This is a genomic window from Bacillus cereus (assembly GCF_025917685.1).
GTDB lineage: Bacteria > Bacillota > Bacilli > Bacillales > Bacillaceae_G > Bacillus_A > Bacillus_A cereus_AT.
Genome location: NZ_CP089518.1, coordinates 1,290,913 through 1,310,969, shown reverse-complemented (window position 1 = coordinate 1,310,969; position 20,057 = coordinate 1,290,913). Strand labels below are relative to the sequence as shown.

The following is a 20,057-nucleotide window of genomic DNA, read 5'->3' as shown; positions in this document are numbered from 1 at the left end:
TGTAATGCAAATGATTCTTGAATAAAAACATGACAATTTTAACATAGTTTATATATAATGATAATAAAAAAGAAGGAGTACCAAATTTGAAAGTCAAATTACAAAGCATAGTTTTTTACATACTGCTTGTTATACTGCCAACGATAGGGATCGGTGCCACATTTTTTTCGTATCACACTTATCAAATGAAACAAGAAAACAAACTATCTGCTCACACTGTTCTCTTTTTATATAGAGACTATTTAGACCATCACCTTGGCGAAGCTATATCTGCCTTAGAAATGCTCGCAAAAGTCGTAGGGACCGAAACTGGAAACATCAATGGAATTAAACAGATTGTACATGATACGGATGGAAACGATGCACGATTTTCTGGTCTATATTACTCTACAACAGATGGGATGATTACAATCGCATCTGAAGGCGATTCGCCGCCTATTGACGTTTCTGACCGCCAATACATTCAAGATGCATTACAATCTAAGAAAACAACTGTATCATCAGTTATTACAGATCGCGTTCTTGGACATCAAGCTATTATGATTGCCTCTCCAATATTTAATAGACAAAAGGAACTCTCAGGCTTATTATTAGCGAGTTTACGTTTTGACTACATTTCAGCCTCTTTAAATGCTATTAAACCACAATATCATTTCGAAGTGACTGATAAACATGATGTAGTTTTTCTAACTGATGATAATAATGAAACAAACGATGGGCATTCTAACATGCTCACTACCCCACTCCAAAGATTAAATTGGAAGGTCTCTGTTTCTCCGTTACCTATTCATCAACAAACTTTATACCAGTTAGTTTTAATAGAGTGTATAGCTACTTTATTTTTACTGTCTATTTTATTTTTACTTGCTCAATATATGTTATTAAAACGTCAAACAAAACTGGAAAGACAACAAAATGAACTGCAAAAAATTGAATTGGTTGGAACTTTTGCAGCTAGTACAGCCCATGAAATCCGTAATCCTCTTACTGGAATTAAAGGACTCGTTGCTCTGTTAAAAGAGAAATATAAAGATGACCAGGATCAGTTCTACTTTTCCATAATCGAACAAGAAATAGAACGGATTAATGAAATTGTAAGCGAATTTCTTATTCTTGGAAAGCCAACTGCCATCATTGAACAAACATATGATGTAAGAACGATTCTTAATGAGGTAGCATTAATTATTCAATCTGAGGCGAATCTACATAACATTGTATTTCATTTACATTTTCCAGACCAACCTGTTCATATACTTTGCTCAAAAGACCATATGAAACAAGTGGTTTTAAACATTACAAAAAATGCAATTGAAGCTATGGCTTCTGGTGATACATTAACCATTGTAGTAACAAACAATGAAAAACACGCACAACTGCAAATTATTGATACTGGAAAAGGAATTCCAAAACATATTCAAAAACACCTCTTTCATCCGTTCTTTACTAATAAAGATACTGGAACAGGTCTTGGACTTGTCATATGTAAACGAATTGTAGAGATGTACAACGGGCATATATTTATTGATAGTAAAGAAAACAAAGGAACGACAGTTCATATAGAGATTCCATTACACATAGTATAATTATCCTTATCCCAAAAGGATAATTATACTTATTTCATAAAACCAGCCACAAGCATTCTCCAAAAATTGCTCGATTTTCCTTCATACCCAATTTGAAAAATAGGGACCTTTATAATTGAAAACCATTTCGGTGTTTGTCTTTCTTTGTAACTCTGATACTGTACGATAAGCTTGTCCAATTCTTGACTAACTTGAATTGTCTCCATACTATTTAACCCACTTGTTAATCCTAAATGGATCATTTCTTCACGTTTCATATGAATATCATGCGAAAGCTTTTCTAATGTGTACTTCCTTTTTACAGTAAACATCCATATCCCCCTTATTATTCTCCCATGCTCTCAACGTCTCTTCTACTTTAGCCCTTTAAACATTTAATTCTATTTGAAGAATCAGAAATTTTAACATTTTCCCCCTGTAATTTACAAATCTTTACCCTCACTTTGAGAATTATTACAAATTATTCTATCTTTGTAAATACATTCGCAATAATAGACATTTTTTTCATCTTCTTTTTTGTAAATACTCAGTAAACAGTGGGTTCTCTATTTTCAATGTACTTTTCTTCGACATTTTTTGTTTAATTTATGTAAAAACGCAAAACATAATGATGATTGATAAAGTGAAACTTTAATCAGTGAGGGTTTTGTTCATCCCCCGCTGATTATTAGCCCTCACCAATCGGGCATTTACGGACAGTGGATCTCCCACCTAACTTCTTTGCTCTAGCCGAATTTTGAGGTGGGAATCTTACTGCCCGCAAATAGCGGGATAAAATAGAAAGGAAATATTCAAATGCACAAATATACTATTACATTTCTCGTCTTCACCCTGTTCATACCCTTCTTCCTATTTCCTATTCAAGCAAACGCTCATACGAATAAAGTTGCTATTGTCATCGATGATTTCGGCAATAATATGAAAGGAACTGATAGGATGTTATCACTTCCTATTCCACTCACTATTGCTGTTATGCCATTTCTTCCTTCTACTAAACAAGATGCAATAGCTGCCCATAAAAAAGGGCATGAAGTTATTATACATATGCCCATGGAACCAATTAGAGGAAAAAAAGAGTGGCTTGGACCGAAAGCGATTACAACAGATTTAAGCGATGAAGAAATAAACAACCGACTCGAACAAGCAATTCAAGAAATACCTCATGCAATAGGAATGAACAATCATATGGGATCAAAAGTAACCGCTGATGAAAGGATTGTACGTCTTATACTTTCTGCCTGTAAAAAACACGGTTTATTTTATTTAGATAGTAAAACAAATCCCAATAGTGTTGTCCCAAAAATCGGTAAAGAATTAGGGGTGCCTATCATTGAAAATCAATTATTTTTTGATGATGTATATACGGCAAGTCATATTTCAAGACAAGCCCAATTACTCATCAAAAAAATTCAAGAAAAACCAATCATGGTAGCTATCGGGCACGTTGGTCCTCCAGGTGAAATTACATCACGTGTTATTGAAACTTCTATTCCTAAAGTTCGCGAACATGCAGACTTCATTTTTTTATCTGATTTAGTATTATCTCCACCTCCTGTTTCAAAATAAGATTCATTTCTCGTACTAAAAAAGGTAGCTATCTACATATAACAGATAGCTACCTTCCCTTTTTAACTTAAATATGATCTACATGACTCACCCTAAATCCCTTTTTCTCTATCTTTTCAATTAATTGCTTTAATCTTTTTTCATTTAACTCATCTGATATATTTACGATAATACGGCGAATATATTGATCACCATTATCAAGCGTAAACAGTCCACCTATATTGTATGCCTTTAACAATGTCCCCAGCTCTTTAATTGTTCCCTTACAATCTTGTGTTGCAATTGTTAATATATAACCACCCGTCCGCATACCGAACGAATCTTCAATAACATCAAATACATTAGAATGTGTTAAAATACCGACAAATTCATTATATTCATTTAAAACCGCTAAAAACGGGAGACGACGAATCACGTAAAAAGCTCTAAAAAAAGAATCCTTTTCAAAAATAAACGAATTTGAATCTTCCAGCACATCTCCTGTACTTACATGCTCTAATCCGCTATTACACTTCTTCTCTAAAAGATCTACTTTATAAATAATCCCCGTGAATTCCTTCTCATCTTCTGCTAATACAGGGATCGCCCTAAATCCCGTTTCATTCATAATTTGCAAAGCCTTTTCACCAGAATCATTCGTTTTGCAAAATGTCACTTGCTGTTTTGGCAGAAAATGGTATTTAACTCGCAAAATATGTTCCTCCTTACATGTCAACATGTAATCTATATATAATAAGGAGACCTATATTTTATGAGTGAAATTTAATTTTAAAACGCTTTCATTTTTATAGAATGGTAACCACTGTGAATACACCTTTATATAACAGAACTTTTTGCCCCTTTTATCATTAAAAGCTTTACGTGGTAGTTCATTAAATATTCTATACCTTCCAACCATTTTTTCGCCTCTTCTGGTGATTTTCCCCACACGATCATTCCGTAATTATGAACAAGGACTACTCCTCCACCTTCAGTAAAATTCGGAACATTACTTTCCAATAAATCAGCGAATTTTTTTTCATCTTCTACAATTGGAATTGTCATTTCTGTAATGCCTTCTTTGCCAAAAACACGTTCCACGCTGCGTTGTTCGAATGTCACTTCTCCTTCTTTCCCATATAACTCTGACATTAAATGACTATCTACAGTCTGTACTTGTAAAATACATTCTGCACTGCTTTTTTTATAAATATCCGCATGCATAAACGACTCTGAAGCTGGTTTTTCTTCGTTTTCAAATACTGGCTCACACATGCAATTTACTACAATAAAGTCTTCTTCAGAAAATACTCCTTTATCTCTTCCCTCTACATTTACCAAAAATGTTAATGGCTCTTTTGACGTACACATCGATAAACTAATTTTTGTACCATAAAACCAATCGCGAAGTGCCAGTTCTGCCTTCACATCTTTTAATTCGTTCCATTTCTTCAGAAAAAATAACATTTCGTCACCCCCGGCGTAATATTAATATAATGTTCGAATCCTTTCTATGTAAAAGGAATGTTTTTTGATTATTCTAAAAATTTAATTGAATTATCACACGAGAATGCCTTTTTGTCAATATGGTTTCAGCACCTATCAGAAAAATAGACATATCACCTATAAGCACTCCTGTCTATTTCTTACTTGATTTTGTACATATAAAAAATACGTTATTCTTCTTATTAAAGAATAACGTATTTTTCTCATTTATTATCTTTTTATTGCATTATACAAAAATTGCGCATATTGTTCACGTGTTACGAAATTATCCCCTAAAAAGTTCCCATTCCCGTCACCTTTTGATATGTTATTATCCTCTAAAGCTTTCACATATCCTTCTGCCCAATGACCAGTTGGTACGTCTTTAAAGTTCTCCAAATTACTTTCATTTGCCTTTAACCGAAATACTTTTTGTAATACTACTGACATCTCGTACCTAGTTAATACTCCTTCTGGACGAAACTTCCCTGTACCATCTCCTTGCATAATTCCAGCTTGTGCAACTGTAGCAATATCTTGCTCAAACATATGCCCTTTCGTATCTGTAAACATCTCTTTCTGCTCTACTTTATTTTCTAATTTCAAGTACCTTTGTACTAAAGATGCAACTTGTCCACGGGTAATATTATCCCCAAATCCAAATTGTCCATTTCCATATCCTTTGAAAATATTTTCTTTCGCTAAATAATTAATTGCTTCTTCTGACCAATGTCCTTTTGGTACATCTTTAAATTCTACTACTTCTACTTTTTCATCTTCTTTAGAAGTGTTATCCCCTTTACTTTCTACTACATTTTGAATTACAGATCCTGTAAAGAAGATTCCTGTATCCGCAAATGGATCTTTCACTCCAAATTCATATACCTTCTCACCTGGCGTACTCCATTTAATTACACCGTTACTATACGTACCACTATCACTCTTCAATCGAATTTTCGTAGAAATTTCACCATCTTTTTCATATATAGGTACTTTCATTTCTTTATTTACTTCTGCTTCTTCTAGAAATACTTTTTGATTTTGAACATTAATATATGCTGTCTTACTTAATTCCACAACTGGTCTCACATCGCGGATTTCATTCGCCACAAAACTTAGAAATACTAACTTTTTCAAATTGCTAACTGGTGTTAAGTCTGAAATATAATTTGCCTCTAAATCAAGTTTTTGTAAGTTTACTAGACTTGATAATGGAGTAATATCTTTTAACTCATTGTTAGGTAAGTTTAAAACTTTCAACTGTGTCATCTTACTTAGAGGAGTAGCATCTGTTATTTCATTTTTTCCTATCCATAACTCTTGTAATTGATTCATTTGATCAATACCCGATAAATCTTTAACCTTATTACGCGTTAATACTAAGTCCTTTAAAGGTAATGAATATAACGGTTTAATATCTTCAATTTGATTACCTGCTAAAGTTAAGTATGTTACATTTTTCAACGCGCTTAATGGAGCAACATTCGTAATTTTATTATTTGCTAAATTCAAGTAATCTAGTTGTTCCATTTTCGCTAATGCTATTACATCTTCTATTTGGTTGCCTGATAGATATAAACTTTTTACATTTTTCATTTCAATTAGTGGTGCAACGTTTGTAATTTTATTATTACTCAAATCAAGAGATTCTAAATTATCCATCTTAACAAGTGGTGTTACATCTGAAAATTCATTACCACGCAAAGCTAAATGATTTAATTGCTTTAAATTCGCAAAGAACGACGGATCTGTTATCTTCGCATTCGCAACTGTTAAAGATTTTAAATTTGGCATATATTTTAATGCACTATAATCAAGAATCTCATTCGTGTTTAAAAACAAGTCCTTTACTTGTAATAACTCTTCTTTCGTAATTGGTGTATTTAAATCTTTTCTATTAAATACTTTTTTATTAACAAGTTCTCTTAATTTGTTATCTGTTATCATATTTTGATTATCAACTGGATTATCTGTTTCCGTATTGCCTGAATTAGAGTTATCATCTGGTTTCTCTGTTTCTTTGTCGCTTACAGTTGGATCTTTAATTTCAAATTGAACTTGATATTTGTGATCGTATCCAATAGCTGGAATAAGTATATGCATTTGCATATTATGCTTCTTCTCAAATTCACCAATTTCAAATTGAACTACTTTCGTCCCATTTTTCCTCTTATCTTCTGACAAAACTTTTACATCATGAAATACACCAGGCTGGTTTCTATCTTCTATTCTAAGATATTGAAAATAATCGCTATCTTGCATTGTTACAGTAACAATTTTTTTCCCGTCTTCAATTGCTACTTTAGGATTTTTTATGTACTGAGAAACCATAGATGGCTCATCTTTTTGATCCTTATATATTTTAATCTCAGTATCATACGTGCGATCACTGGCTGCTGCTAACGACTGGTTTGCTTCAATTTTTATTGCTGCTAATGCTGGAGTAGAGTATGCAGCAAATGGAATAGCTAATGTTGTTGCTACTACTAGAGCTTTAATATAACTTTTTTTCAAAATAATATCCCCTTGTCTTATATATATTTCAATTGATAATCCCTATCAATTACTAACATAACAAATGATAATGAATATCATTATCATTGTCAATGGGAATATTACATTAAGTTTATAATTTCCATAGATACAAAATAAAAAACCCTTTACTCAAAGGGCTTTTTTACCTATCGTATGAAGGATTTCACTTTTTTCCTTTTCATTAATAACACCAATTTTTTGCAAAATGTTTGCATACAATACAAGTTTATTATATATCCGTTCTGACATACTTCCCCTTCTTTCCTTCGACCAACTTTTTTTGTATTGGTAAATTATATGAACGAGATGAGAAAATGTGTCCACTTTTTGCATAAATACAAATCTTTTATTTTGTTACTTACTGATAGTAAAACTCCCACCTAAAAATTAGGCGGGAGTCTAGATGTATTCAATTCATTTAGCAAATTGTCCATTGAATATTATGTTTTTTGACTTCTTCTTCAAAACTATAAGGCATTTTCTTATCACAAATGACATGTTGAATTTGAGAAAATGCTGATATTCTATAATTCCCTTTTACGCCTACCTTTGTATGATCACATAAAATAAATGTTTTCTCAGCTAGCTTAATCATCGCTTCTGAAAGTTTCGCCTTTTCTAATTCAAAGCTAGAAACCCCAAAGCCTGGCAACAACCCATCAATCGAAACGAATGCCTTATGAAAATGAAATTGATGGATTACTTGCTGTGAAATAGACCCTGACACCCGTGAATGTTTTGGGGATACTTTTCCACCAATAAATAAAACCTCACCGTGAAACATCTTTTTATTAATAGAAGATATTAATTGTGTCGCTACTGGAAAAGAACTCGTAACAATCGTTAAATTTTTACGATGAACAAGATATGGTACCATTTGAAGTGGTGTACTTCCATCATCAATCGCAATAACATCTCCATCTTCTACAAACGTTGCTGCTTTATACCCAATTCTTTTCTTCTCTTCTATATGCAGCATCTCTCGTTCTAACATTGGTGCCTCTATTCCAACTCCCGGAAGTTGAACGGCTCCACCATACACTTTCTTCAACTTCTTTTCACGATCTAATTCTTCTAAATAACGGCGAATCGTCTCTGTTGATACAGCAAACTCTCTCGCTAATTCTGAAACTTTTACTTTCCCTTTAAACTCTACCTTCTCAAGAATTGTTCGCTTTCTTTCTTCACCTACTACAGACATAGCCTCACCCCATTTATATCTACCTCATAAACTGCCTTACTTATACAAAGTTATAATTTTCTTTGTAAGTAGAAATCTCTTCATGAATATAAATACCACGCTTTTCTAATTCGTCAAAAATGATTTGTGGATTTTCAAAAGCTTCTTCAGGAGTAATAACACCGACTTTATTAACTACTCCTTTTGCAATTAACTCTGTAGCGACTCCGAATGGGATTCCAACATTTCTTGTATAAGCTCTTAATTGCTCCCAACCTACTACAGAACCATCAGATAACGGATGTGTATGATATAACACATGCCTTTGTTTTTCATTATTTTTCATACCTACTACCTCTACATGAAGTGCATAACCATAAAGCTCTGTTTCTTTTCCTTCTTTCGATTTTAGTAGATACTTCGAAATACAATCCATAATACCTATTTCTTTACCGTTTATTTCAATTTGATCATTACGCAATATACCATAATCATATAAAGCACGAATGAGCTGCATATTTTGCTCAGGCCAAGTACCTCTCGTTTCTATCAGCACAACACCTTTGTCCTTCAGTGCCTTCGCCAACGTAATCGTTTCTGAATGCGGGATTATATACTGCGTTGTTTTTCCGTAAGGCGCTGGTAATTCAATTTCTCTTGGGCGCGCAAACGGAGGTACTTGCTTAAATTCACCGTCTTCATACACTGTACGCGATGGTAAATGTGGATCATATTCATATGTCGTTGTTTCTGTAATTGATGCTGAAAAAGCAATTGGGCGATATGAGCCATGGCTTACTCGAACTGACTCTACAGTATCTAGTTGATTTGCTGCATGCATAGCCATCATTTGCGTTACACCTGGTGTCATACCGAACCCAGGTAAACATGTTTTTCCGTTTTGAACAAATATAGCATGCGAATCATTTTCTTCACCAAATCCATTCAAATTCACACCGTGACAACCTGCTTCAGCAATACAACGAGTTGACAAACTATTTAGCTTTATCGTCGTGCCATCCATTACAATGTCATAGCCCTTCATTTTTGCAACCGTATCCTCATGATTCGTTACATCTACTTTTACAAAATCTACGCGAGGATCGTTGAGCCATTCTACTACTTTCAGGCCCTCTTCTTCATTAAAATCAGCTACTGTAATCGTCTCAAAAGATGAAAATTGTACTAAATCTAAAATTGCTTCACGACAAATTTTACCTGCTCCACCTAAGCAAAATACTTTCACCCTATAACAACTCCTTTAGCAATACTATCAACTAAACGATTAATGTCTTCTTCATGTACATCACCGATATTTCCAATACGGAACGTATCTACTTTCGAAATTTTCCCTGGGTAAATAACAAATCCGTACTGCTTTAATTCGTTATATAATTGCTGAAATTCAAATCCTGCTTCTGGATAAATGAAAGATGTAATAATAGGAGATTGATATTTTTCATCTACTAGTGGCTTAAATCCGATTTCTCTCATTCTATTCACTAATAGTTTTTGATTGTTATAATATCGATTGTAACGTGCTCTTACTCCGCCCTCTTTTTCTAGTTCCAGGAGCGCTTGATAAAAAGCGTGTACAACATGTGTAGGTGACGTAAAACGCCATTTTCCATTTTGTTTTTCCATCATTTCCCACTGATCGTATAAATCTAAAGATAATGAACGTGCCTGCCCTTGACACTTCAACAATTCATCACGCTTTGCGATAACGAAGCCGAATCCAGGCACACCTTGAATGCACTTATTCGCACTACTAATTAAAAAATCAATTTGTAAATCAGCAATGTCTATTTCAATACCGCCGAAACTACTCATTGCATCAACAATTGTAACTTTTCCATACTGCTTCCCTAATTTACATACATCTACAATTGGATTAATAATACCTGTCGTTGTTTCACAATGAACAACGGCAATATGCGTAATCTCTTTATCTTGCTGTAATAACTTTTCTACTTCTACAATATTAGTAGGCTCCCACTCTTCCGTTTGACTGACCACCACATCTATATGTAACATCTCCGCCATTTGCACAATCCGTTTACCATAGGCACCATTTGTACAAATAAGCAGCTTTCCATTTGTAGGAATAACAGAACCGATTACTGCTTCAACCGAAAAAGTACCGCTTCCCTGCATTAAAACTGTTGTGTACTTTTCTTCTTCCTTTGTTGCTAACGATACAAGCCTATTTCTTACATCTTGCACCATCGTGTTATATTCAACATCCCACGTACACCAATCATATAACATAACTTCTTTTACAGTTTTTGTTGTCGTTAATGGTCCTGGCGTTAATAATAAGTAGTGATTTTCATTCATGATCCCGTGCCCCTTTTATGAAATAATAAGTTCTTGTTTCTCGATATGTTCAATTACGTTCTCCAGTTCTTGCATCGTTTCAATCGTAAAATGAGCCCCGTTTTCAACGAAACGATTACGAACTACTTCCATCTTTTCATGAAGTTCTACCGGATCCATAGTTTCAACTTCCCACTCGCTTAAGCCGAGCTCACTACTACCGAGAATTACGCCAACAGTCCACATCCCAGCATTTCTGCCCTCTTTCATATCTGACACGGTGTCTCCAACTTTTATCATATGATTCATCGGATACACACCAAGTTCCATCGCATTTTTATAGCACATCCACGGGTACGGACGACCTGCTGGAACATCATCTGGCGTCACAAGAAAATCAGGTTTATACCCTTGTAATTTTGCTTCTTTTGCAACAATGTCCATCATTTCTCTCGTATAGCCAGTTGTTGAGCCGATTTTAATGCCTCTTTTACGTAATGAAGCCATCACTTCTCTTATCCCATCAATTGGCGTGGCATAGTTTGGCAAAATAGCAAAGAGAATTTCTTCAAATTCTTTATACATCTCATGAATGTCTGCTTCTGTTGGTAATTGTCCGAAAACATGCTTCCACTCATTCGCAATACGAGGCATTTCTGTTAGTGCTCTTACATGATCTATTTTTAATAATCCCATTGGCTTACGTGCTTCTTCTGCTGTAATTTTAACACCACGTTTATGAAAAATTTTCATAAATACTTCCAGTGGTGCAAAACATCCGTAATCAACTGTCGTACCTGCCCAATCAAAAATAACTGCTTCTATTTTCATTCTATCCATCACCCTTCTTACTTATCTTTTTTGCCATTGTGACGTTCGGTTACGAAGTGCTTTCGTTCCCCATTCATATACAACTCTTACTACAATATTTGTAACAACAATAAGTACACTCATTGCAGCTGCTGGTGCTACATTTCCTGCATCATCCATATTTACAATTGATACAGCAGCTAGTTTAAAATCAGCCGCATACAAGAACACGACTGCCGATACAGTTACCATTGAATTTACGAAGTAGTACATAACCATTTCTAAAATGGCTGGTAAACACATCGGTACCGTTACTCGAAAGAAAGTTTTATAAAACGGTATGCTCATCGACTGCGAAACAAGCTCAAACTCTCGGTCTAGTTTCTTTAAAGCCGTCGTTGCCGTAACGAATGTTACAGAGTAGAAATGAATGATATTTACTAATACTAAAACGGCAATTGTGCCATATAAAGAATGAAACGGATTTGTTATTGAAAGTCCTAGAATTTGAATTGTTGGTTGACTGAAGAAAAAGACATATCCTAATCCAAGTACTAATCCAGGAATCGCTAACGGTACAATTGAGAAGAAATAACCCACTTTTCTTAAAAATTGTAGCTGTTCTATTTTTTCAATCGCATAAGCGAACACAAATGTTAAAATCGCCCCGATAACTGCCGTAACGGCTGAGACAATTACACTATTTTTAAATGCTTCAAGTCCGTCTCCTGTCAAACTTGAAAAATTAAAATGCTCAAATGTAAAACTCATATTATATGGCCATACTTTCACACTTGCAGCAATACCAACTGCCACAAATAAAAGAATGATCATAAGCGTTACTACGCTACAATATACGAATGAAATAACATCTCTTTTCTTATTATTTATTATTCTGTAAGGTACTGCTTTTGAAGATAAGAGATTCGCCTGTTTCCTTTGCGTAATACGATCAACTGCAAATGCGAAAATAGCTGGGATTAATAAAATCATTCCGACAGTTGCGCCCATGGACATATTTTGCTGTCCAATTACTTGCTTATATACGTCAGTAGCAAGCACATTATATTGTCCACCAACAATTTTTGGTGCCCCAAAATCAGTGAAACTAAGTGTAAATACAACGAACATCGCACTAATTAATCCATATTTCACACTAGGTAAAGTAACCGTAAGAAACTGCTTCGCTTTACTTGCACCTAACATATTAGAAGCTTCATATAAACGATAATCAGAACCTTGGAAAGCAATTAATAAAATAAGGAATGCTTGTGGAAATGTATACATAACTTCAGCCATTACAATTCCTACTGGTCCGTATAACGGTATTTGTATTCCTTCAAATAAACCAAACATCCCTTTTGTTATTAATCCTTGATTACCAAATAAATATGTAAGCGCAATACCGTGCATCATCGTCGGTGCGAATAATGGTAATAATGCTACGTATTGAAATACGCGCTTTCCAAAAACATTGGTACGAGCAATCGCATATGCATAAGCGAACGCGAGTGTAACTGAAATAATTGTTGTAGCGCCCGAAATCCATATCGTATTTTGTAATGATTGTACTAGCGTTGGTGTTGTGAAATATTTACTGAAATTCGCAACACCAACGAAAGCTCCGTCTTTATCGTAAAAGGCTTTTGTAAATAGTTGTAATAGAGGCAATACAAGCATGATAAAAAATGAAAGAAGCATACCAATAATTAATAGTCTTTGTATCCACTCTTCTTTACCGATACGTCTTTTAATCTTTTTTTTCGCACTTTCCACCTTTAAATTTTCTAACATCTCCATCTATACAATGACCTTCTTTCCATATGACAACATATGATTTTCTGAGAAAGAGATTTGAATTGGCTTTCCTTTTCTAATAGCAGTTTCCTCTACTTCTGATGCCAATATATCCACTACAATTTTCTCGTTATAAAGGTGTGTTTTCTCTTCTATAACCCGCACTTCCGTCCGGTATACAGAGCCGCGAAATTCCATGCTTTCTACAACTGTTTTAATACCATTATTTTGTACAACTGTTACATGTTCCGGACGAATTGCATGTTCTTCGTTATTTTTCGAAAAGAAATTAATAGAACCAATAAAATCTGCCACAAACGGATTGGCTGGTCTTTGATAAATCTCCTCTGGTGTTCCAATCTGCATAATTTCCGCATGATTCATTACAACAATTTTATCAGCCATTGTTAATGCCTCTTCTTGATCATGCGTTACCATAATAGTTGTTACTCCCACTTTTTCTTGCAAATCGCGCATTTCTCTACGCAACTTTTCACGCACTTTTGCATCTAAAGCTGATAACGGCTCATCGAGTAACAGAATATCGGGAGACAGAGCGAGCGCACGTGCAAGTGCCACTCGCTGCTGTTGTCCACCAGACATTTGAGCAGGATATTTATCTTTTACATTCAGCAAATCAACAAGTTCTAACGCCGATAGCGCCTTCTCTTTTACTTCTGCTTTTCCATATTTTTTTGTCTTTAAGCCGTATTCAATGTTTTCAAGTGCTGTTAAATTCGGAAATAATGCATACGATTGAAACACCATTCCGAAGTTCCTCTTTCCGGGAGGTAATGCTGTAATATCTTTTCCATCCACAGCTATACTACCTGTTGTTGCCTCTTCTAGCCCTGCTAAAATTCGAAGCAATGTTGTTTTCCCACAACCACTTGGACCTAATAAACATACAAACTCATTTTTTTTCACAGTAAAAGAAATATCTTTTAACGCTGTAAATGCATCAAACTGTTTTTGAATGTGTTGAATTGATAAATATTCGCTCATTTTTTCTCTCTCCCACTCACTTACTTTTTCGGTTCTGCTTTTTGGCCAAACTCTTTTTCCCATTTTTCTAAAATTTTGTCGCGATTTTCTGCTGCCCACTTAAAGTCATTCTTTTTATATAACTTTTCTGTCACATCTTTAGGGAATCCATCTGGAAGTTTATAATCATTTTTAATTGTCGCAAATCCATTTTTCTCGAAGTATAACTTCATTACATCATCAGTAATTGCCCAATCTAAAAATGCTTGCGCTAATTTATCATTTTTTGCATTATCTTTTTTAATAAGTGCGTTCGCTTCTACTTCCCAACCTAATCCTTCTTTCGGCAATACAACTTCAACTGGTGCACCTTTTTGTTTCTCTTTCAAAGCACTATAAACCATTGATACACCAACTGGATATTCACCTGCACCTGCTAATTTCGCTGGTTTTGAACCTGAATGAGTATAAGTTGCCATATTATCATGAAGTTTCTTCATGTAATCCCAGCCCTTATCTTCTCCCATAATTTGTAGCCATGCAGAAACTGTTAAAAATCCTGTTCCAGAAGAAGCTGGATGTGGCATAACTAGTGTTCCTTTATATTCTGGTTTCGTTAAATCTTCATATGATTCTGGCATCGGTAAATTTTTCTTCTTCAATTCTTCTTTATTCACAGCAATCCCCGTCATAAATGCAGTATTTCCTACCCATTTTTCTGGTTGCTTATCATCTTTAAATTGCGGAAGAACACGATCTGCTCCTTTTGGAGAGTATCCTTTTAACATATCTTTTTTATCTAAAGCTAATAGACTAGACGCTGCAGTTCCCCATACAACATCTGCTTGTGTATTTTTTCCTTCAGCTAGCAATTTCGCAGTAATTACTCCTGTTGAATCACGTACAATGTTCAACTTCACATCTGGATATTTCTTTTTAAAAGAATCAAGATAAATTGGTACAAGTTCTTCTTCAATCGCTGTGTAAACAGTTAATGATCCAGATAATTTATCATCTTTTACTTTCGCCCCAGCACTTTCTTCTTTCTTTGCACCACACCCCATTAATAACGAAAATACCATTCCAGTTGCTACAGCTTTAAAGATTGTTTTTTTCACTGTCTCTCTCTCCTTTTACAAATCTTATGTACAACTCAAATATAAACAACTAGTGTAAAAGCAGTATTAAACCAACATTAATCTTTTGTTTGTTGTTTGTTTTTGTGTAATACGTTGCTACTTCTATGTTTTTTCTCATTTTTCTGCTAATATCAATCGTGAAATTTACAAATAATTAAAAAAACCTTTATAATCCCACAAAAAAATGAGGCGTTTGTAAAAAACGCCTCATTTTTGTTTACCTTTTTTTGAATTACGATTTGCGTACTTCGCACTATTTTCTCCTTCATACTCTACTGCAAATTCTGCATCGGGTAAGCTTTCTTTCGGAGTTTTATTATTATTAATTGCTGCATTTTGTTTTACTTTCCTTTTTACCAACATACTCACCTGCTCTCACTAAATAACTTTCTATTCTAGTTTGAAACAACTTAAAGTAATTATTACTGGGAAGTGTTAACAAGTACATAAGAGCTTATATATGGAAATACTACATACGAACAAGCCATTACAAAAAGGAGCGATGACTTTGAAGGAGAAAGAAACGATCCAATCGCCAATTTTAGACGAAACGCTCCCTCATCAAATGAATTTTCCATCTTTTAAAGGCACGGGCAAAAAGATGAAACAACCTTTTATAAATCAATATGATGTTGTAATTGGAGACAGTAAATACGATTCCACTAACAGTCCTCTTAATAATTGGAGTGATGAGGTAGATCCTGCCATTATGGCTGGGGAAGAATGGATACATCCTACAAATGATATTGGGTGGATTTCAGAAGAAAATCAAGAACTACTTAAAAACGAAGTTGATAAGAAAAATGATGCTTTTATGCATCCTCAATTTGGAATTAACGACTAAAAAACCATTCTACCTAACATAGGTAGAATGGTTTCATACTATCCAATAATAATTCTCTCTTTCGGATATTTATAGCGAGGTGGTTGCTCTCTTCCGCCACTAGCTAATATAAATGTTAAAATACCGACGCGTCCGATAAACATAAGTACAATGAGTACAAGTTTACCAACAGTTGTTAATTCAGGAGTAATACCTGTTGATAGTCCCGTTGTCCCGAAAGCAGAACAAACTTCAACTATTAAGTTCATAAGTGGTACATTTTCTGTAATGGATAAAATAAACAGCGCCGAGGCACATAATAAAATCCCCATCGTCATAACGACAGATGCTTTCAACACATCCTCTTCATGTAGCTGACGTTTGAAAACTCGGACTGTTCTCCCGCCCCTTGCAAATGTATATAACGATAATATACTAACAGCAAATGTTGTTGTACGTATTCCGCCCCCAACTGAGCTTGGAGATGCTCCAATGAACATTAATATACTCATAAATAAAAGCGTTGGTTGTGATAATTCACGGATGTCCATTGTAGCGAGTCCACCACTTCGCGTCGTCACAGATTGGAATAGCGTATAAAATACCGTTTCATGCCATGACTTTCCTACTAAAAAATGATTTCGTTCTAATAGAAAAATCATAATTGTTCCAACAATAACGAGTGCAAAAAATGTCGTTGTCGTCAATTTTGTAAATAATGAAAAGCGAAATAGTTGCTGTCGCCTTTTACTAAGGAATTGCTTTACTTCCATTAACACCGGAAAACCAATAGCTCCTAAAATAATAAGCAACATATGAATCATTTGAACAATGTAATCTTTTTTGTACGGAATAAGTGATTGTCCTGTTAAATCAAATCCTCCGTTCGTTGTTGCACTCACAGCAGCAAAGAAACCGTGAAAATAAGCTTCTTGCCAAGTCGGGAAATATAGTAAAAATCTTGTACCTAACAGTATTGCTCCAATGAGTTCTATCGAAATAATTACAATTAAAATAGAACGCATTAATTCTACAAGGCCCGATAAATTTCCTTGGTTATGGTCTGCCATAATTAACCTTCTTCTTTGCAAACCAATCTTTTTACCCGTTATAATCCAAACGAATGTACCAAGTGCCATAATTCCTAATCCGCCTAATTGTAAAATCAAGGCTAAAACAATAATTCCTGCTGTTGTAAACGTATCTGAAATAGTAACAACAGAAAGTCCCGTAACACTTACGGCACTAACAGATGTAAACAGCGCATCTATAAATGTCCATTTCACACCAGGCTTCGTAACAAATGGCAAACTAAGTAAAATTACCGATACAACTACCGCTAGTAAATAAAATACAACGATAAGTTGCACGGGACGTAATTTTTGTAAAAACTTTTTTATATCTCTCATTCCATCACTTCGCTACCTTTTTCTATCGATTAAATAAAGAAAAATCATCACTTTCTTCATTTGTAAATAACTGCTGAAATAGTTTCGCAAATACCATTCCGTATACAGTTCCATTTCCCCCATACGGCAGTGCGTAATATAAATTATGTATTTCTTTATCTTCTTTTAAAATAGGGAGACCATCATGACTGCCACCAAATGCTGCTGCCCAATAGTACTCTGCCTGTATATTTTTATATTGCGGGAACATTTCTTTTACAATGTTAATAAGGATATCACGCTTATGCAATAATTTCGTATCACCAATTGATTGAATTTGCATCGCTTCATCTAATCCACCTACAATAATGCGGTTTTGATACGTTCGAAAATATAAGTAAGGCCGTGCTGTTTCCCAAATTAATGATTGCTCATGCCAGCCTTCAAAATAATCTATTTTATTTGTTACAACAGCATAAGACGTTTCTACTGTTGTGTTTTTTTCTTTCTTTCCAAAGATTGCTTCATAACCTGTCGCCATAATAATATTCTTTGCTACGATTTTATTTCCTGTGTTCGTGTAACAAATTAAATCATTTTGGATTTGTTTAATATGTAATGCCTCTGTATGCTCATATATAGTAGCACCCATTTGTTTCGCTTTATGCAAAAGACTATGCGCTAATAAATATGGATTCACTTCTGCATCACCGTTTGTATATAACGCCGCTTGTTTTGCAAATGAATAACGCTTCTTAATATCAGACTCTGTAAAATATTCAACCGGAAACCCATAATGGCGTAACGTATTATATTCTTCTTGTAAAAATGAAATATCTTCATCTCTACTTGCATAATACAAACTATTTCGTGGAATAAAATGGGGATCAATATCGAGAGTTGGCACAACTTTCTCCATTGTTCTAAGCGCTTCATAACAAAGTCTATATGCTCGCCCCCCTTTCTCTTCACCAAATGTATGAATAAGAGAGGTCAACGATTTATCATGAACAAATTGTAATAATCCTGTATTTGCAGCTGTGCTACCACATGCAATTGCTCTTTTTTCAATGAGCATAACACGCATTCCAATTTTAGCTAACGAATACGCTATATGAGCACCCGCTTCTCCACTTCCAATTACTAGCACATCACATATCATATCATTTTCTAACGTTGGATAACAAGGTACAGAAACTCCAGCACTCCAAAACAACTTACCAGTCATAAGCTTCATAATTATACTCCTACAATGTATTTTTCTCCTCCCTATGTTTCGTCATTTTCCATAAAAAAATCCAACTAACATACGCTAGTTGGATTTCTTCTTTTTAATTAGAACGCTCTTCAAGCCAATTTCCAACCGTCGGATATGTTTGCTTTACAGCCGTTCCACCATACACAATAGACATATGTCCTGTCGGTAAACATACATACTGTTTATCCGTGCTAGAAATATGATCAAGTAAGGCCTCTACTTGACATGGCAAAGCAATATGATCACGTTTCGCGGAAATATTTAAGACATTCGCCTTAATATTTGCAAGGTCTACCTTTTGTCCGCGAATAACGAGTTCACCTTTCACTAATTTATTATTTTGATAAAAATCACGAATCCATTGTCTATACGATTCACCTGGGAATGGAATACCGTCACCAACCCATTTTTGGACTAACTTCCAGCTTTCGACGAAGCGCTCATTTTCTGAACGATCGACTAAAGCAACATATGGACCAACGAAGTTTGTAATTGGTTTTAACATCTTATTTCCGAAATCAATCATTTCTGGCGGAATATTTCCGAATGTATCAACCGCTTTATCTAAATTGAAATATTTCTCATCTAGTAAAGGACCGTATAATCCTGTTTCAGAGAAATCAAAAGGACTTGTCATAAAAATCAAGTTACGAATTGGCATGTGTGGATGAAGTGCTGCATAAATAGATGTTAATGTTCCACCCATGCAATAACCCAGTAAAGAAATCTCGTCCGATTTTGCAGTTCTCATTACTTTTTTCACTGCTTTTGCAATATAATCGAACACGAAATCATCAAATTTTAAATGACTATCTTCTAAACCAAATGTGCCCCAATCAAGCATATATACATCAAAACCACGATCTACTAAATATTCCACTAAACTATTTCCTGGAGTTAAATCCATAATATATGGTTTATTAATAAGAGCATATATTAATAAGATTGGAACTCTCTGCGTTTTTTCTTGTTTTGGAATATAACGATACAGCTTCGTTTTATTCTTCGTCCAAATAACCTCTTTCGGTGTTAAACCAACTTGTGGTTCTGGTTCGCGTAATAAAATTTCGCTCGCTCTTTTCACACGACGATATGCTTTGCGATATTCTTCTGGGTACAACTCTAATTGCTTTTCCCATTCTGTTACGAATGTAGTCATTTTTTTATCCCCTTTTCGGTCGATTTCTTTCTAAAAAAAGAAGTGCATTCCT

Annotated in this window: 18 protein-coding genes; 3 read left to right on the top strand and 15 right to left on the bottom strand. The window is 34.6% G+C overall.

Annotated features, from left to right (window positions below):
* Positions 1-86: 86 nt before the first annotated feature.
* A complete protein-coding gene (locus tag LUS72_RS06715) occupies positions 87-1,583 on the top strand; it encodes a DUF3149 domain-containing protein (RefSeq protein WP_264448719.1) in 1,497 nt (498 codons plus the stop codon).
* Between the two features lie 29 nt (positions 1,584-1,612).
* On the opposite strand, the gene LUS72_RS06710 is transcribed toward LUS72_RS06715, so the two are convergent.
* A complete protein-coding gene (locus tag LUS72_RS06710) occupies positions 1,613-1,894 on the bottom strand; it encodes an aspartyl-phosphate phosphatase Spo0E family protein (protein ID WP_097830166.1) in 282 nt (93 codons plus the stop codon).
* Positions 1,895-2,378: 484 nt separating this feature from the next.
* On the opposite strand from LUS72_RS06710, the gene LUS72_RS06705 reads away from it, so the two are divergent.
* Positions 2,379-3,149 carry a divergent polysaccharide deacetylase family protein gene (locus LUS72_RS06705; protein ID WP_097830165.1) on the top strand — a complete coding sequence of 257 codons (771 nt, stop codon included), beginning with the start codon at positions 2,379-2,381 and terminating at the stop codon, positions 3,147-3,149.
* Between the two features lie 67 nt (positions 3,150-3,216).
* Here the strand turns inward: LUS72_RS06705 and cbpA are convergent, their stop codons facing one another.
* The 11 genes from cbpA to LUS72_RS06650 form a co-directional block, all read right to left on the bottom strand.
* Complete coding sequence (gene cbpA / locus LUS72_RS06700; protein ID WP_071744763.1) at positions 3,217-3,840, bottom strand: cyclic di-AMP binding protein CbpA; 624 nt, start codon at positions 3,838-3,840, stop codon at positions 3,217-3,219.
* A 125-nt stretch (positions 3,841-3,965) separates the two neighbouring features.
* Entirely contained in the window at positions 3,966-4,595 is a 630-nt protein-coding gene (locus tag LUS72_RS06695) for a class II aldolase/adducin family protein (RefSeq protein ID WP_264448718.1), read from the bottom strand.
* Between the two features lie 249 nt (positions 4,596-4,844).
* Positions 4,845-7,127 (bottom strand): NEAT domain-containing leucine-rich repeat protein, encoded by a 2,283-nt coding sequence (locus tag LUS72_RS06690; RefSeq protein WP_264448717.1) that lies wholly within the window; start codon positions 7,125-7,127, stop codon positions 4,845-4,847.
* Between the two features lie 439 nt (positions 7,128-7,566).
* Positions 7,567-8,349, bottom strand: a complete 783-nt coding sequence (locus tag LUS72_RS06685; protein ID WP_264448716.1) for a DeoR/GlpR family DNA-binding transcription regulator — start codon at positions 8,347-8,349, stop codon at positions 7,567-7,569.
* Positions 8,350-8,389: 40 nt separating this feature from the next.
* The gene (locus LUS72_RS06680; RefSeq protein WP_264448715.1) at positions 8,390-9,574 is read right to left on the bottom strand and encodes a saccharopine dehydrogenase family protein; all 1,185 of its coding nucleotides are present in this window, start codon (positions 9,572-9,574) and stop codon (positions 8,390-8,392) included.
* A complete protein-coding gene (gene phnW, locus LUS72_RS06675; protein ID WP_264448714.1) occupies positions 9,571-10,668 on the bottom strand; it encodes a 2-aminoethylphosphonate--pyruvate transaminase in 1,098 nt (365 codons plus the stop codon). Before phnW ends, LUS72_RS06680 begins: the two co-directional genes overlap by 4 nt.
* A gap of 15 nt (positions 10,669-10,683) precedes the next feature.
* Positions 10,684-11,478: a phosphonoacetaldehyde hydrolase gene (gene phnX / locus LUS72_RS06670; RefSeq protein WP_097830158.1), complete on the bottom strand. Its 795-nt coding sequence runs from the start codon at positions 11,476-11,478 to the stop codon at positions 10,684-10,686.
* Positions 11,479-11,499: 21 nt separating this feature from the next.
* Positions 11,500-13,257: a putative 2-aminoethylphosphonate ABC transporter permease subunit gene (locus tag LUS72_RS06665; RefSeq protein ID WP_264448713.1), complete on the bottom strand. Its 1,758-nt coding sequence runs from the start codon at positions 13,255-13,257 to the stop codon at positions 11,500-11,502.
* Positions 13,258-14,259, bottom strand: coding sequence for a putative 2-aminoethylphosphonate ABC transporter ATP-binding protein (locus LUS72_RS06660; protein WP_071744756.1), 1,002 nt, complete (start codon positions 14,257-14,259; stop codon positions 13,258-13,260).
* A 20-nt stretch (positions 14,260-14,279) separates the two neighbouring features.
* Positions 14,280-15,356 carry a putative 2-aminoethylphosphonate ABC transporter substrate-binding protein gene (locus tag LUS72_RS06655; protein WP_000750898.1) on the bottom strand — a complete coding sequence of 359 codons (1,077 nt, stop codon included), beginning with the start codon at positions 15,354-15,356 and terminating at the stop codon, positions 14,280-14,282.
* Between the two features lie 228 nt (positions 15,357-15,584).
* The gene (locus LUS72_RS06650; RefSeq protein WP_000960560.1) at positions 15,585-15,740 is read right to left on the bottom strand and encodes a hypothetical protein; all 156 of its coding nucleotides are present in this window, start codon (positions 15,738-15,740) and stop codon (positions 15,585-15,587) included.
* A 97-nt stretch (positions 15,741-15,837) separates the two neighbouring features.
* Between LUS72_RS06650 and LUS72_RS06645 the strand changes: the two genes are divergently transcribed.
* Positions 15,838-16,221, top strand: coding sequence for a DUF3905 domain-containing protein (locus LUS72_RS06645; protein WP_264448712.1), 384 nt, complete (start codon positions 15,838-15,840; stop codon positions 16,219-16,221).
* A 38-nt stretch (positions 16,222-16,259) separates the two neighbouring features.
* Here LUS72_RS06645 and LUS72_RS06640 read toward each other — a convergent pair whose 3' ends face one another.
* The 3 genes from LUS72_RS06640 to phaC form a co-directional block, all read right to left on the bottom strand.
* Positions 16,260-17,609, bottom strand: a complete 1,350-nt coding sequence (locus LUS72_RS06640) for a TrkH family potassium uptake protein (RefSeq protein WP_097830157.1) — start codon at positions 17,607-17,609, stop codon at positions 16,260-16,262.
* A gap of 22 nt (positions 17,610-17,631) precedes the next feature.
* Positions 17,632-18,825 carry an NAD(P)/FAD-dependent oxidoreductase gene (locus LUS72_RS06635; protein WP_264448711.1) on the bottom strand — a complete coding sequence of 398 codons (1,194 nt, stop codon included), beginning with the start codon at positions 18,823-18,825 and terminating at the stop codon, positions 17,632-17,634.
* Positions 18,826-18,919: 94 nt separating this feature from the next.
* The gene (phaC, locus tag LUS72_RS06630) at positions 18,920-20,005 is read right to left on the bottom strand and encodes a class III poly(R)-hydroxyalkanoic acid synthase subunit PhaC (RefSeq protein WP_071744751.1); all 1,086 of its coding nucleotides are present in this window, start codon (positions 20,003-20,005) and stop codon (positions 18,920-18,922) included.
* Between the last annotated feature and the right edge of the window lie 52 nt (positions 20,006-20,057).

Excerpts from the sequence above, each read along its gene's own strand:
- LUS72_RS06710 (WP_097830166.1), bottom strand. The coding sequence starts at position 1,894 with ATGTTTACTGTAAAAAGGAAGTACACATTAGAAAAGCTTTCGCATGAT.
- LUS72_RS06705 (WP_097830165.1), top strand. The coding sequence starts at position 2,379 with ATGCACAAATATACTATTACATTTCTCGTCTTCACCCTGTTCATACCC.
- LUS72_RS06695 (WP_264448718.1), bottom strand. The coding sequence starts at position 4,595 with ATGTTATTTTTTCTGAAGAAATGGAACGAATTAAAAGATGTGAAGGCA.
- LUS72_RS06685 (WP_264448716.1), bottom strand. The coding sequence starts at position 8,349 with ATGTCTGTAGTAGGTGAAGAAAGAAAGCGAACAATTCTTGAGAAGGTA.
- phnW (WP_264448714.1), bottom strand. The coding sequence starts at position 10,668 with ATGAATGAAAATCACTACTTATTATTAACGCCAGGACCATTAACGACA.
- phnX (WP_097830158.1), bottom strand. The coding sequence starts at position 11,478 with ATGAAAATAGAAGCAGTTATTTTTGATTGGGCAGGTACGACAGTTGAT.
- LUS72_RS06665 (WP_264448713.1), bottom strand. The coding sequence starts at position 13,257 with ATGGAGATGTTAGAAAATTTAAAGGTGGAAAGTGCGAAAAAAAAGATT.
- LUS72_RS06660 (WP_071744756.1), bottom strand. The coding sequence starts at position 14,259 with ATGAGCGAATATTTATCAATTCAACACATTCAAAAACAGTTTGATGCA.
- LUS72_RS06650 (WP_000960560.1), bottom strand. The coding sequence starts at position 15,740 with ATGTTGGTAAAAAGGAAAGTAAAACAAAATGCAGCAATTAATAATAAT.
- LUS72_RS06645 (WP_264448712.1), top strand. The coding sequence starts at position 15,838 with ATGGAAATACTACATACGAACAAGCCATTACAAAAAGGAGCGATGACT.
- LUS72_RS06640 (WP_097830157.1), bottom strand. The coding sequence starts at position 17,609 with ATGAGAGATATAAAAAAGTTTTTACAAAAATTACGTCCCGTGCAACTT.
- LUS72_RS06635 (WP_264448711.1), bottom strand. The coding sequence starts at position 18,825 with ATGAAGCTTATGACTGGTAAGTTGTTTTGGAGTGCTGGAGTTTCTGTA.
- phaC (WP_071744751.1), bottom strand. The coding sequence starts at position 20,005 with ATGACTACATTCGTAACAGAATGGGAAAAGCAATTAGAGTTGTACCCA.